Annotated in this window: 6 protein-coding genes and 1 pseudogene; 1 reads left to right on the top strand and 6 read right to left on the bottom strand. The window is 71.4% G+C overall.

The genetic code is table 11. From position 1 onward, the window contains the following. Positions 1-13 precede the first annotated feature (13 nt). From OG948_RS24745 to OG948_RS24730, 4 genes and pseudogenes are all read right to left on the bottom strand, one after another. Positions 14-1,786, bottom strand: a pseudogene (locus tag OG948_RS24745) (acetolactate synthase large subunit); the annotation flags it as partial. A gap of 352 nt (positions 1,787-2,138) precedes the next feature. Continuing rightward, on the bottom strand, positions 2,139-4,892 hold the full coding sequence (locus tag OG948_RS24740) for a putative bifunctional diguanylate cyclase/phosphodiesterase (RefSeq protein WP_406298573.1): 2,754 nt from the start codon (positions 4,890-4,892) through the stop codon (positions 2,139-2,141). A 608-nt stretch (positions 4,893-5,500) separates the two neighbouring features. Continuing rightward, positions 5,501-7,072 (bottom strand): DUF2079 domain-containing protein, encoded by a 1,572-nt coding sequence (locus OG948_RS24735; protein ID WP_406298572.1) that lies wholly within the window; start codon positions 7,070-7,072, stop codon positions 5,501-5,503. Between the two features lie 89 nt (positions 7,073-7,161). Beyond that, a complete protein-coding gene (locus OG948_RS24730; protein ID WP_406298571.1) occupies positions 7,162-8,136 on the bottom strand; it encodes a 2-hydroxyacid dehydrogenase in 975 nt (324 codons plus the stop codon). A 142-nt stretch (positions 8,137-8,278) separates the two neighbouring features. On the opposite strand from OG948_RS24730, the gene OG948_RS24725 reads away from it, so the two are divergent. Continuing rightward, on the top strand, positions 8,279-9,385 hold the full coding sequence (locus OG948_RS24725; protein ID WP_406300332.1) for a PQQ-dependent sugar dehydrogenase: 1,107 nt from the start codon (positions 8,279-8,281) through the stop codon (positions 9,383-9,385). 10 nt (positions 9,386-9,395) lie between these two features. On the opposite strand, the gene OG948_RS24720 is transcribed toward OG948_RS24725, so the two are convergent. After that, entirely contained in the window at positions 9,396-11,174 is a 1,779-nt protein-coding gene (locus OG948_RS24720; protein ID WP_406298570.1) for a hypothetical protein, read from the bottom strand. Between the two features lie 886 nt (positions 11,175-12,060). Then, positions 12,061-15,006, bottom strand: a complete 2,946-nt coding sequence (locus tag OG948_RS24715) for a helix-turn-helix transcriptional regulator (RefSeq protein ID WP_406298569.1) — start codon at positions 15,004-15,006, stop codon at positions 12,061-12,063. Positions 15,007-15,092: the final 86 nt, after the last annotated feature.

Raw genomic sequence — 15,092 nt, 5'->3', positions numbered from 1 at the left:
CCCTGTCGGCCTGTCAGTCGTCCGAGTCGCCGAAGTCGGGACGCACGTCGCGCGCGGCCATCACCTCGTCGTTGGAGGAACCCGCCGCGACCATCGGCCACACCATCGCGTCCTGGTGGACGACGAAGTCGATGACCACGGGAGCGTCGTTGATCGACATCGCCTTGTGGATGGTCTCGTCCAACTGGTCCGGGCTCTCGCAGCGCAGCCCGACGCAGCCCATCGCCTCGGCGAGCTTGACGAAGTCCGGCAGCCGGCGGCTCTGCAGGTCGGTGTTGGAGTAGCGCTCGTTGTAGAAGAGCGTCTGCCACTGGCGGACCATGCCCAGGGTGCCGTTGTTGATGATGGCGACCTTGATCGGGATGTCGTTGACCGCGCAGGTGACCAGTTCCTGGTTGGTCATCTGGAAACAACCGTCGCCGTCGATCGCCCACACCGTGGTGTCCGGCATGCCGGCCTTGGCGCCCATCGCGGCGGGCACCGAGTAGCCCATGGTCCCGGCGCCGCCGGAGTTGAGCCAGGTATACGGCTTCTCGTAGCGGATGAACTGCGAGGCCCACATCTGGTGCTGGCCGACGCCGGAGGCGAAGATCGTGTCCGGGCCCGAGATCGCGCCGAGCCGCTCGATCACCAATTGCGGCGACAGCGAGCCGTCCGCGGGCAGGTCGTAGCCCAGCGGGTAGGTGTCGCGCCAGCGGTTCAGCGCGGTCCACCACTCCTGGTAGTCGCCGAACCGGCCCGCCTCGTGCTCGGCCTGGACCGCGACCACCAGATCCGCGATCACCTCGCGGGCGTCGCCGACGATCGGCACGTCCGCGGTGCGGTTCTTGGAGATCTCGGCCGGGTCGATGTCCGCGTGCACGATGGTGGCGTGCGGCGCGAAGGTGTCCAGCTTGCCGGTGACCCGGTCGTCGAAGCGGGCGCCGAGCGCGAAGATCAGGTCCGACTTCTGCAGCGCGGTGACCGCGGCCACCGTGCCGTGCATGCCCGGCATGCCCAGGTGCTGCGGGTGGCTGTCCGGGAACGCGCCCAGCGCCATCAGGGTGGTGACCACCGGCGCGCCGGTCAGCTCGGCGAGGATCTTCAGCTCGGCCGACGCGTGCGCCTTGAGCACCCCGCCGCCGACGTACAGGACCGGGCGCTTGGCCTCGCTGAGCAGCCGGGCGGCCTCGCGGATCTGCTTCGCGTGCGGCCGGGTGACCGGGCGGTAGCCGGGCAGTTCGGGGGTGCCGTTCCAGACGAAGTCGGTGGTCGCCTGGAGCGCGTCCTTGGAGATGTCGACCAGGACCGGGCCGGGCCGGCCGGTGGAGGCGATGTGGAACGCCGCGGCGATCGTCGGCGCGATCTCGGCCGGATCGGTGACCAGGAAGTTGTGCTTGGTGATCGGCATCGTGATGCCGCAGATGTCCGCCTCCTGGAAGGCGTCCGTACCGATCGCGGCGCTGGCCACCTGACCGGTGATCGCGACGATCGGCACCGAGTCCATGTGCGCGTCGGCGATCGGCGTCACCAGGTTGGTCGCGCCGGGGCCCGACGTGGCCATGCACACCCCGACCTTGCCGGTGGCCTGCGCGTATCCCTCCGCGGCGTGACCCGCGCCCTGCTCGTGCCGGACGAGGATGTGGCGCACCTTCGTCGAGTCCATCATCGGATCGTAGGCGGGAAGAATCGCGCCCCCGGGGATGCCGAAGACCGTGTCCACCCCTGCGGCTTCCAGGGAGCGGATCAGCGCTTGGGCTCCTGTCACCTGATCGGTCATGCTTTCGTCTCTTCTCGATCTGAAGTCGGCATATCGAGTGGGGCGCGAGGCCCGGACCCGTCGGACTGCAACAAAAAACCCCCCGTGCCGTTAGGCAAGCGAGGGGGGCGCGCGAACCGACTCGGTGGTCAGTTCACGCGCTTCTCAAGTACGAGGATGCGGGTCTGCATGCCCGCGACTCTCCCTCCGCGCCCGTGTACGTGTCAAGCCGACTCTTCGCGCGTCTCAGTATTCGGGATTCTTTGTCCAGGACTGACGGGACGTCATGGTTTCGGCCGGCCCCGACGCCGCCTCGGGCGCCCCTGCGGACACCACCTCGGACACCGGCGCGGATACCGACACGGACGCCGGCGCCGCTCGGGGCCCGCCACGGCCACACTCAAAGCTGCGACCTGGGCACCTGAACCGGCAGCGGCACGCGCGCCTCCGGAAGCGGCTCCGGACGCGGGCCGCGCACCGCGCTGTTGCCCAGCGGCGCCTGGCCGAGCACATCGAAGATCGCGTCCCCGGACACCGCCGGGTGGAACCAGTTGCCCTGACCCCGCTGACAGCCCATCTCGCGGAGTATGTCGACCTGCGCGTGGCTGTCGATGCCGGCCGCCACCAGGGTCAGCCCGGATTCCAACCCGAGGCGCACGATGGTCGAGGTGAGCACGGTCAGGTGTGGACACGTGCCGACCTCGGCGACGAACGAGCGGTCGATCTTGAGCACGTCCACCGGCAACCGGCGCAGGTAGGTGAGCGAGGAGTGGCCGGTGCCGAAGTCGTCCAGGGACAACCGCACACCCAACCGGCGCAGCACCGCGATCCGGCTCAGCAGCAGTTCGTCGCCGTCCGGCAGCACGTTGTCGGTGATCTCCAGGGTCAACGCGCCGGCCGGCAGGTCGGCACCGCGCAGGGTCTCCTCCAGCACGTCCAGGAAGCCGGGGCCGGTGAGTTGGCGGGCCGCCAGGCCGACCGTGACGCCGATCTCGTGCCCGGCGGCCCGCCAGGTGGTCGCGGCCAGCGCGCTCTCCTCCAGCAGCCTGCGGCCCACCGCCGAGAGTCGGCCGTCCACGCCCGCGGTCAGCCGGACGTGGTCGGCCCGGCCCGGCACCACGCCGTCCTCGACCCGACACAGCGCCGCCTCCACGTCGCGCACCCGACCGGTGTCCAGGTCCACCACCGGCTGGTACGACACGGCCAGCCGGCCGTCCCGGTCCACCCGGCGGCGCCCGGCGGCGCGGGCCGCGCGGCGCTCCACGTCGGCGTCCATGTCGGGGGTGTAGACCTCGACCCGGCCCTTGCCGCCGTCCTTGGCCCGGTACATCGCGGCGTCCGCGTGCCGCATCAGGTCGGCCGGGGCGATGCCGGGCGCGGAGAAGGCGATTCCGATGCTCGCCGCGACGCGTACCTCGCCGTCGGCGATCCGGTACGGCGCGGACAGCGTGGAGAGCAGCCGTTCGGCGATCTCCCGGATCGCCCGCGGGGTGGGGTCGCCGACCAAAAGCGCGGCGAACTCGTCGCCGCCGAACCGGGCCACGGTGTCGCCGATCCGGACCGCGTGTTCGAGCCGGCGCGCGGCCTGCACGAGCAGTTCGTCGCCCGCGGTGTGCCCGTAGTTGTCGTTGACCGCCTTGAACCCGTCCAGGTCGACGAACAACACCGCGACGGTGGGGGTGATCCCGCGCCGCTGGGCCAGCGCGTGCTGGATCCGGTCCTCGAACAGGGCCCGGTTGGGCAGGTCGGTGAGCCGGTCGTGAAAGGCGTCGTGCTCCAGTTGGGTCTGCAATTTGATCCGGTCGGTGACGTCGCGGCTGTTGAAGATCAGCCCGTCGCCGTAGCGGTTCACCGCCGACTCGGTGTGCAGCCAGGTACCGCCGGCCGAGCGGATCCGACATTCCACCCGCACCATCGCGGTGTCCGCCTCGCCCACCGGCACCGCGCCGTCCAGGAACGCGCGTAGTTCGCGCTGTACCCGCGCGCTCTCCTCGGGATGGATGAGCAACTCCAGCCGGGTGCCGACCAACTCCTCGGGCTCGAACCCGTACACCCGGCGCACCGCGTGGCTGACGTACTGGAGCACGCCGTCGCTCGCCGCGATCATGATCACATCGCTGGAGCCCTGCACCAGGGACCGGAAGTGGCTCTCCTTCGCCGACAGTTCCTGGGCCATGAACACGTTGTCGACGAGCGTGATGCCCTGCCGCAGGACCAGGGTGACCAGTACGGTCGCGCCGACCCCGAGCACCACCTTGTCCGGCGCGTGGCCGGCCACCGCGCCGCCGAGCACGCCCGCGGTGCACACCGCGGCGGCGATGTAGGGGGTGAGCGCGGACAACATCGAGATGGTGCGGTGTCGGGGACGCTCGTGCGCCTCGACCCGGTCGCCGGTCCACGGCGCGATCGCGAGCAGCAGGCTGCCCGCGAACCAGCCCGCGTCCAGCAGTCCGCCCGAGCGGTAGCCGCTGTTGAGTCCGGGTGTGGTCCACAGCGCGTCGCTCATCACGGTGACCGCGAGGCCCACCAGCGCCAGGTTCAGTGCCGCGCGATCTCCCGAACCGGCCCGAAAACGCAATCCGAGGACCATGCTGATCATCAGGATGTCGAGCACCGGATAGGCGAGGGTGAGCACGATCTTGAGGATGTCCGAGCGATCCCCGTTGGTACTGCGGGCCAGCGCGAGACTCCAGCCGAGCGTGAACAGCGAGCCCGCGATCAGCCACCCGTCCAGCGCCATGCAGGTCCACGCCGCGATGCCGCGCGGGCGCTGCGCCACCAGGAGCAGGCCCACGATGGTGGGCGGCGCGAACAGCAGGAAGATCACGTCGGTGGGACCGGGCGTGGGCACCGGGACGTCCAGGACGACCTCGTACCAGCCCCAGATCCCGTTGCCGAGCGAGACCATCGTGGCGGAGAAGGCGAACAGCGCCCAGGACAACCGGGCACGACCGGCTTCGCGCACGGCCTTGAACGCGCAGGAGATCGCCGCCACGGCCGCCGCGGCCGCCAGGCCGAAGTCGCCCATCGCCAGCGACAACGTCGGATTGCCCCAGCCCTGGAGCGCACCGATCGCGTACACGAGACACAGCGGCACGATCAGGTACTTCAACTGCCGCTGCGTAGGGGTGTCGGCCAAGATCAGCAGCCGCACCGGGTCGTCGTGGCTCGGCCACTCCGGCAGTGGTCCCCCGGCATTCCGCACTCCCCTCTGCCCGAAGTCGCCGCCACGGCGCTTCATGGCACTGCACCGGCCCTCACACCCCAGCCGTGAGGCGGGGCGGTCGGCGCCGGCGCGACGGGGGTGCGACACCCGACCGTGCGCGTCTCTCAACGCCCCACGACTCGGACGATACACCAACCCGTCACTGTGAGCTTGTCTTACTCAACACAGAGTAACTAATGATGGCCGGCATGGGAGTCCCTTCCCGTGCATTTGTGACAAAGTCCCGACACTGGACGGAAAAAGGGGCTCTGATCAGGGCAAACCTGGGAGTTTCAGCAATCGGCCGGCGGCCTTCGAGGGGTCCGGAAGGCGGGCCGAGGCCCCGCCGGGGGCTCGGCGGGGCCTCGGTGGGGCCGGATCGGTGGGCACTCGGGGTCGTTGACACGGCGCGGTCCGGCGACGCGCGCCGGCGACGCAGAACTCGGACGGCCGAGCGTGTGACCGGCGCGAAGGGCGCGGACGAGTCGCTCGGCCGTGGGCACGGGTGGGCGCTCGACCGCGCTCGGCTTTCGTGGCCCGCCGGTCGGGTGCCCGGTTCAGTCGCGCTTGAGCAGAACCGCGCCCGGTTCGCGCGCCACCTCGGTGAAGCCCTGCCCGATCAGGTACGCGATCCAGTAGCGGGCCCAGTCCTTGTTGTTGCCCCACACCTCGATCGCCGCGTACCCGCGCCCGGGCAGCAGGGTCGGGAAGTCGGTCACCCGCCCCGCCCGCGAGACCAGTTGCGGCGAGAAGCTCATCGTGGCCGACACCGTCGCGCCGTCCGGGACCCGGTCGAGCACCTTGTGCGCCGAGCGCACCCGGTCCGGCACCGTATAGGTGCGCTTGTGCAGCAGGTCCATCAGCGGGAAGTCGCGCGCGAACGCCAGCGACACCGCGAGCGGGACGATCGCGGCGTGGACCGCGTATCGACGCAGCCAATGCACGCGCGACGCGCGCAACCGGACCACGCCGTCCACGAACGCCGCGAACACGATCGGCATCAGGACCGCGCTGTAGTGGAAGTACGTGCCCCAGTAGTACTCGTTGCTGGAGGTGAACCGCCACAACATCGTCGGCACGATCATCGCCAGGATCGGTGAACGCAGCGCGATGAACCCGGTGGGCAGCAGCAGCGTGAACAGCGTCATCCACTTCACGCTGGGCAGCACCATCGACTTGGGCAGTTCGACGATCAGCTCGGAGATCGGCACCCGGCCCAACGGCGTGGTGGGATCCGCGTTGCCCGAGCGCTGGCTGGAGTCGAGGTTGCCCCAGAACGCGTACGTGTCGTTCGGGTTGATCGCCGGCAGCAGCACGAAGATCGCCAGCGCGAACGCCGACGCGCCGATCAGCACGTGCGCCGCGGCCATCTTCCAGCGACGCAGCAACAACAGCGGTACGGCCGCGGCGGCGAAGGTGAGCCCGAGGTCCTCCTTGACCAGGATCAGCGGCAACCACCAGGCCATCGCCGTGAGGTACCGGCCGAGCAGGAAGCGGTCCAGGCCGAAGGCCAGCAGCGGTACCGCGAAGGCGATCTCGTGGAAGTCGAACGAGACGGCCGACTGGATGCCCCAGGACAGGCCGTACGCGATGCCGAGCGCGGCCGTGCCCCACGGGCCGAACGCGCGCCCGGCGATCCGGGTGATCGGCACGACCGAGATCGCGATCAGGAACGCCTGGGCGACCAACAGCGTGCTCGGGCCGGGGAAGACCCGGTAGATCGGACCGAGCAGCGCCAGGATCGGGTGGAAGTGCTCGCCGAGCACGTTGAAGTCGGGCGCCCGGATGTCCGACACGGGCGCCTGGAAGTTCGAGTACGCCCGGACCACCTGCTCGAACAGACCCAGGTCGTAGGCGTGCGTCTCCATCCGGCGATGCCGCAGCAACGAGTGCGTCGTGTAGATCACGAAGAACAGCGCGGCGAGCAGGTACGGCAGGATGCCCGAGCCGATCCGTCGCCGGGCCCGCTCGACCACCGTGCGCAATCCGCGGTCGTGTTCACCCGTTCGGGGAGCGATCACCGCCGATTCGACGACCGCCGGGGCGGCGGGCGAGGCGGCCACCTCGACGGTGTCGAGGGCCTGGAACCGCCTGTGAACAGCGCCGGGCGCCGTCCCCCTGTCTTTCATGTCTCTCCGTCCGGGTCGGCGTGCGCGGGCACACCGTACCGGTGTCGGCCCTTACTCAAAGCAGAGCGCGACCGGACGGTTTTTGTTGCTCAATCACGCACGACGTTCGCCGGAGTCACCCCTTCGGACCAGCGTTCGAGCTGCTCGCGGATCAGTCGCAGGGCGCGTGGGAGGAAGGCGGACGAGCTGCCGCCGACGTGCGGGCTGATCAACGTGCCGGGGGCGAAGCGCAGGGGGTGGTCGGCGGGCAGCGGCTCGGGATCGGTGACGTCCAGCGCCGCGCGCAGGCGGCCGGCACCCAGTTCGGCGAGCAGCGCGTCGGTGTCCACGACCGGGCCGCGCGCGACGTTGACCACGAGCGCGCCGGCCGGGAGCCGGGCCAGGAAGTCGGCGTCGACGAGGCCGCGGGTGTCCTCGGAGAGCGGGACCGTGACGATCACCACGTCGGCCCGCGGGAGCAGTTCGGGCAGCTCGGCCATCGCCCGCACCGGTCCGTGCGCGCCGGCCCGGGCGCTGCGGGCGACCCGGACCACGTCCACCTCGAAGCCCTGGAGCCGGCGGTCCACCGCCTCGCCGATCGCCCCGTACCCGAGGATCAACACACTCTTGTCGGCCAGCGCCGGATAGAACCCCGACCGCCACTCGCCCGCGTCCTGGCCGCGCACGAAGGTCGGGATGTCGCGCAGCGCGGCGAGGGTGAGGGTGAGCGCGAGTTCGGCGGTGCTGGTCTCGTGGATGCCTCGGCCGTTGCACAGCAGCACGCCGGGCGGCAGGTACGGCAGCACGTGTTCGTAGCCCGCGGTCAGCGTCTGGATCATCCTGAGCCGGGGCATGTCCGCGATCCGGGCGAGCGGTTCGCGGTCGAAGGTGTACGGCAGGACGTACAGCTCGACGTCGGCGGCGGTGTCCGGAACCGGGCCGTCGAAGCCGTCGTAGACGTCGATGATCGAGGCGACGCGGTTGTCGCCGCCGTCGTCCTTGCCGGCGCCGCCGCCGAGTTTGCCGGGGAGCGGGGCGAGTTGTTCGAGGGTGTACGGAACCCAGATCCTGCCTTCGGTGACCATGGCAGGAACTCTAAATGTCGTATCGGCCCCCTCCCTCGCGGGCCCGGGCCGCTTAGGGTCGAGGTAACCCGAGAAGGTGGTGTTTCCGGTGCTCACACGCCGTCCCAAGGCTCGTTGGCCCGCCCTGGCGCTCGCCGTCGCGATGGCGGCCGGACTCACCGCGTGTGGTGGTGACGGCGGCTCGTCGGACGGCAAGGCCATACCGGGTGGCTCCTCCGCGCCGGTGGCCGGGACGCAGCCGCCGAACGTGCCGGCCGGGCCGACCGCGGCCAAGGTCGCCGAGCCGGTCGTGGCCGGTGAGTTGGCCCGGGATCTGAACACGCCGTGGGGCGTGGCGGTGCTGCCGGACAAGGACGCGCTGGTGTCCTCGCGCGACACGGGCACGATCACTCGCTTCGGTCCGGGCACACCGACGCCGGTGGTGGTGGGCACGGTGCCGGGTTCGGTGCATCGCGGGGAGGGGGGTCTGCTCGGGATCGCGGTGTCGCCGAGCTTCGCGACCGACCACTTCCTGTACGCGTACCTGACCACGGAGCAGGACAACCGGATCGTGCGGATGACGTACGTGCCGGGGCAGCCGTTGGGCGGCCCCGAGGTGCTGGTCTCCGGGATCCCGGCGGGCTCGAACCACAACGGCGGCCGGATCGCGTTCGGCCCCGACGGCATGTTGTACGCGGGCACCGGCGAGGCCGGCCGCAAGCCCTTGGCGCAGGACCTCTCCTCGCTCGGCGGCAAGATCCTGCGGCTCACCCCGGACGGCAAGCCGGCACCCGGCAACCCGTTCCCGAACTCCCCGGTGTGGAGCCTGGGTCATCGCAACGTCCAAGGTCTGGCCTGGGATTCGACCGGGCGGCTGTGGGCGGGCGAGTTCGGCCAGGACACCTGGGACGAGCTGAACCTGATCCGCTCCGGCGCCAACTACGGCTGGCCGGAGGTCGAGGGCACCGGCGACGACCCGCGGTACATGAACCCGGTCGCCCAGTGGGCCACCGACGACGCCTCCCCGAGCGGCATCGCGATCCTGGGCGATGTCGTCTACCTGGCCGGCCTCAAGGGCGAACGACTGTGGCAGGCCCCGATCCTGGGCTCCACGGTCGGCACGCCGAAGGCATACTTCCAGGGCAAGTACGGTCGGCTGCGCACGGTGCTGGTCGTCTCGGGCGAACTGTGGTTGACCACCAGTGCGACGGACGGCCGGGGCAGCCCGCGCAAGGGCGACGACCGCGTCCTGCGGCTCGTGTCGAACTGACCGCCGGGGTTCAACCGGCGGCGGCCGCGCACAGGTCGGCGAGTTCGGTCAGGGTGCCCTCGAAGTCGGCGGTCAGGCCGGCCAGGATCACCCATGCCTCCGGGTTGGGGCCGATCCGCTTGCCGAGTCGGGCGAGCGCCGGGCGGGCACTGCCCGGGGCCCAGTGGTAGGCGTCGATCGCGACCACGGCCTCGAACGCGTGCCGGGCCGGGCGGGCGTACCGAACGACCTCCTCGGCGTCCAACTCGCCGGAGGTGACCGCGGCGACGAGCCAGGAGTGCCACGGGTCGAGCGGGGTGTCGCGAAGCCGGTCGGCGGGTGGTCGGCGGTGCTCGGGTATGGGCGGTTCGGCACGCGGCCCCCGGTCCCAGCGGGCGCGCAACTCCCGGAGCGGGGTCGGGTCCTCGGCGGCCAACGCGGCCTGCGCGGTGACCTTGATCCGCTCCGGGAACAGCTCGCCGTGGCGGGCCAGGATGTCGGCGGTCACCGTCGAGTCGGCGCGCTCCCACAGGCTCAGCACGATGTCGATCCAGTCGATCCGGCGCAGCTTGCGCGCCTCGCAGCCCGGCAGCGCGTGGTCCACCAGCGCGGGATCGCCGGACAGCGCGTACGCCTCGGGCTCACTGCCGAAGGGCGGTTCGTTGAGCAATTGGCCGCGCAGCTCCGGGTGCATCGGGACGCGGGGACGGTCGGCCCGGCGGCCGGCGTAGATCTCGCGGCGCAATTCGGCGGTGACGCCGGAGCGGTTGTCCACCAGGAGTCGGTCGAGCCGGTCGTCGCCGAGGTCCTTGAGCAGGCCGGCGTAGTGTCGGCCGATGCTCTGGTGCTCGGCGAGCGCCGCGAGCAGCGCGTGGTGTTCGCAGCGCAGCGCCGCGTCGGCGACGTTCGGCAGCGGCGGGACGTTGCCGGGCAGCAGGGCGACCGCCGCCGCGTCGTCGAGGTGCGGTATGAGGGTGGTGAGTTCGTCGGCGGTGAGCCGGCGGAGCAGGAAGGCCATGGACGGCCGTACGGCTGCGGGCACCCTGATGGCGGCCTCGCCCGTGTGCGTCCTCGCGTCCGCGAACAGCTCGGGCAGGGTGCCGGCGTGGCGGCCGAGGGTGCGGGCCACGTGCGCCCAGGCGGCGGGGTTGGTGCCGAGCGTGTCGACCACCTCGGGCCGGAGCAGTTCGTGGATGGTGGTCTCGCCGGTGACGTAGGCGTGTTCGCGGGAGACCACGGCGAGCACCTGGGCGGCGACGCGGGCGGGTCGCATGCGGTTCAGGATCTCGCGCGGCGCCAGTACGCCGGCGCGCAGCGCGGGTCCCACCTGGTCGAGCGCCTCGGTCCGGGTGACGGGCACATCCGGCCGGTGCAACACGCTCACGGACCCGGCGCGGCGAGCGGTGTACGCGAGCAGCGGATGCGCGCGCAACAGTTCGAGCACGCGCTCCAGCGCCACCCCCGCGCGCCGCAACTCCCGCCGCCCCAGGTCGAGTACCTCGTTCGGACCGCCCGGCGGATCGAGAACCTCGTCCTCACCCTCCGGCGGAAACACCCAGGCCACCACCGGATACCCACCGGCCTCGATCAACCGACACAACTGCGCCGCGGTCAACCGCGGATTACCCGCGGCCCGCACCACCTCTTCGGCACTGCCACACGCGGCGATCGCCTCCACCAACGCGTCCGACAAACACACCTCATCCCCCACCCAGGCATCCACCCCCCGCACCCCCACCAACCGCGCAAACACCCCACCCGCCTCGTCCACACCCAACTCCCGCAACACCAGCCCCAGCCCCGGCCCCATGACTCCCCTTCCCTCCACCCCCACGCTAACCCCCACCACCCCCACCCCCACGGGCACGCCCGGCGGGCGCAGCGGGGCGGGGGAAGGTGTCGATCACGAGCCCGGCAGCGGCGACGGTAGCGCTGGTCATGGGCACGGCGACGTTGGCAGCACACGCGACGGCGCGCGGGCACGTGAGCGAGCGCAGCAGCGACGACGGCTGCGGCGGGCGGCGGCGGCCGGCGGGGCGGCGGGCACGTGAGCGGACGCAGCAGCGGCAACGGCTGCGGCTGCGGCTGGCGGCGGCGGGCCCGACGGCGAAGACCAGCCGGGACAGGCTTTCAGGCCGAAGAGGTGAAGCGACCCGCCCCCGGAAGTCGGGCCGACGCGGCGGGGAGCGCCTACGCGGACATGGCGCGGGACGGTCGGTGGCACGCAGCCCATCCCGGCAGCCCACCCCCCAGGCGCGTCAGCGCCCCCGACCCAGCCCACCCCAGTGATCGACGCGCGAAGCGCGGAGAGCGGCGGAGCCGCAGACCTTTGACTTCGTGCCCCGGAGCGAAGCGGAGGGACACGAAGTCACGAGCGAGGGGCCGCCTTTTTCTTGGAGGAGCTTGCGGGGGAGAGAAAAAGGTGGTGCCTCGCGAGCCGGCGACGAAGTCGCCCAACCAGAAGCAACGCCGCGGACCACGACTCTGACCGACCCACCACGCCCGCCCCGCGACCCCCGCAAACCGACCCAGCCTCACCCACAACCCCCACAACCCCCACAACCCGACCCAGCCTCACCCACAACCCCCACACCCCGACCCACCCCGCGCCCCCGCAACCCAGCCGTGCCGAGCCCACCCCGTGTGCCCCGCCGTCGGCACCAACGGCAACGCCACCCCGCACCTGCCCCCCAAATTCACCCATCCACCAAATGCAGCCGATGTGCCACCGCCGCCGCTTCACCCCGGCCCGTGACCTCGAGCTTGGCGAGGATGTTGGAGACGTGGACGCTGGCCGTCTTGACGCTGATGTAGAGCTCTTCGGCGATCTGGCGGTTGCTGCGGCCGTCGGCGACCAGTCGGAGGACGTCGATCTCGCGTGGGGTGAGGGTCGGCAGCGGGGTGCCGGGGTCGCCCTGGGAACTCGGGGCCATCCGGGCACGGCGGGTGAGCAGGTCGATGACCTCGCGCAGGGTCTTGGCGTCCAGCCGGACGGCCACCTCGGCGGCGGTGGCCAGCGGCGTCGCCGCGGCGTCGCGGTCGCCGGCGGCGAGCAGCGCCTCGGCGTGCCGGAATTGCGCCCAGGCCGTGCGATAGGGCTGCTCGGTCAGCTCCCAGGAGCACACCACCCGGCCCCACTGCTCGGCGTCGTCGGTGCCCGCCGCGCGGGCCAGTTCGGCCTTGACCAGTCCCGCGTACGCCGCGTCGAGCACGCAGTCGACCGCGAGCGAATCGGCCATCGCCGCGATCCGGTCGGCGATGTCCTGGCGGGTCCTGAGCTCGGATTCGCGAGGGCGCACGGTCGAGGTGCGCGCGTCCGCCTCGTTCCCGGCCGCGTCGGCGAGCAGTTGCCACATGTACCGCTGGTGGCCCGGCGGGCAGCCGACCCCCTCCAGCGCCGCCACCAGCGCCTCGCGGGACTCGTCCAGTCGTCCCTGGGCCTCGGCCACCCGGATCTCGGCCCGCGCCAGCGGAATCCCGTACTGCGCCTCGACGTAGCGCGATCCCGCGGCCAGCCGGGATCGCTTCAGGTGCGCGGTCGCGCCCCGTACGTCGCCCCGGGCCAGACACAGGTCGACCAGTTGCAGTTCGAGGTGGCGGGTGGTCTGCGGCCCGGGGTCGAGGTCGAGGGTCTTCTCCACCAGCGTCTCCAGGTCGGCCCAGTCGCCGGCCGAGAGCAGCGACTCGGCGAGGTTGCCCAGCGCGAACGAGCCGGAGGTGCGGGTGAGCCCGCGCTCGGCGGCGAGTTCCATCGCGCGCCGTGCGGCCACCGCGCTCTCCCGGTGCCGGCCCAACCCCTCCAGCAGCGAGGCCTTGTTACTCAGGATGTGCACCAGGCTGTCCGGCTCGCGGCTGCTGATCGCGCCCTGCTCGGCCAGCTCGAGCTGCGCCATGCCCTCCTCGATCCGGCCGATCTGCACCAGGCCGCACGCGAGGGTCTTGCGTGCCTCGGCCTCGATGTCGGGGCTGGCCACGGTGCGCGCGCGCTCCAGCGCGACCATCGCCTCGGCGATCGCCTCGTCGCCCTCGCCGTCGAGCATCCGGTCCCGCGCGATGTGCGCGAGCACTCGGGCCTGCTCCATCGACGGCGGCAGGCCCTCCAGGATCTCCTTGGCCCGGCGCAGCTCCGGCATGCCCGACGAGCGACACAGGTTGCGCAGGCCCTGGGCCTTCTCCCGCCACAGGAACGCGGCCAACTCCGGCTCGGCGACCGGGTCCACCAACTCGATCGCGCGCTTGCAGAAGTGGATGGTCAACTCGCGCTCGCTGCCCAGCCGGGCCGCGGTGACCGCCTCCATGTAGATGTCGAGCAGCCGTCGACCGCTCAGCTCCTCCGGGTCGGGCACCTGCTCCCACAACAGCAGCGCGCGCTCCAGGAGCCGGGTGCGCTCGTCGAAGGCGTACCGCTCCCGCGCCGCCTCGGCCGCCGCGAGCACCGCCGGCAGCGCCTTGACCGCCTTGCCGGCGTGGAACCAGTACGTGGCGATCCGACCGCGCAGCTCGTCGGCGGCCACCAGGTCCGGACAGCGCTCCAGCGCCTCGGCGAAGGTCGCGTACAGCCGGACCCGCTCCCCGGGCATCAGGTCCTCGCGAATGGCGGTGCGCACCAGCGCGTGCCGGAACTGGAACTCGTCCCCGATGGGCACCAGTACGTGTGCGGACACCGCCGTGCGCAGTGCCTCCTCCAGGCGGTCCGGGTCGAGCCAGGACACCTCGGTGAGCAGCCGGTGGCCGACGGTGACCCCACCGATCGCCGCCAGACGGATCACCTTCTGGGTGTCCTCGGACAACTCCTCGATCCGAATCAGCAACAAATCCCGCAAAGTATCCGAAATACCCGTGAGTTGCCCATCCCGAATGGAACAGGCGAGCTCCTCGACGAAGAACGCGTTCCCCTCGGACTTCTGAAAGATCTGTCGAATCAGGCGGCGCGGCGGATCCTCGCGCAGGATGCCGCGCAACTGGTCGCCGACCTGGGCGCGGGTGAGCCGGGCCAGGTCTATCCGGGCCACGTTATGCACCCGGTCCAACTCGGCCAGGAAGGACCGCAGCGGATGCCGCCGGCCGACCGCGTCGGCCCGATACGTCCCGACGATCAGGATCCGGCCGGTACGCAGCAGCCGGAACAGGAAGCCGAGCAGTTCGCGCGTGGACGAGTCGGCCCAGTGCAGGTCCTCGATCGCGATCACGAGGGTGCGGTCGCCGCCGAGCCGCTCCAGCAGACCGAGCATCAGCTCGAACAGCCGGACCCGGTCGAACTCGCCGTCGCGCGCGATCGTGCCCGGCGCGAGGTCGGGCAGCAGCCACGCGAGATCGCGCTCGCGGCCGGCCACGGCCTCGGCCAGCTCGGGGCCGATCCGGCGGGAGAGCGTGCGCAGCGCGGCGGAGATGGGCGCGAACGGCAGACTCTCCGCGCCCAACTCCAGACAACCACCGACGGTGGTCACCGCGCCCTGCGCCTCCGCACGCTCCAGGAACTCCTGGAGCAGGCGCGTCTTGCCGACGCCGGCCTCGCCCCCGACGAGCACCACGCCCGGCGTGCCCTCGTCGGCTTCGCGCAAAGCCGTGAGGAACCGCGCCATTTCCACTGACCGGCCTACGAACACGGGAGAAACAGAAGTACTCGCCACAGTGCCGAGCATGTCATGTCCCGCCGGTGCGCAGCCGGGGATTTCTCGCCCGGCGAAACCCGTTTGCGCAGGTCAACCAAGGGGTTTCGGTGGGCGTG

It is taken from the genome of Embleya sp. NBC_00888 (assembly GCF_045207655.1).
Taxonomy (GTDB): Bacteria; Actinomycetota; Actinomycetes; order Streptomycetales; family Streptomycetaceae; genus Embleya.
Note: the sequence above shows the minus strand (reverse complement) of the source record. Positions and strands in the feature narration are given on the sequence as shown.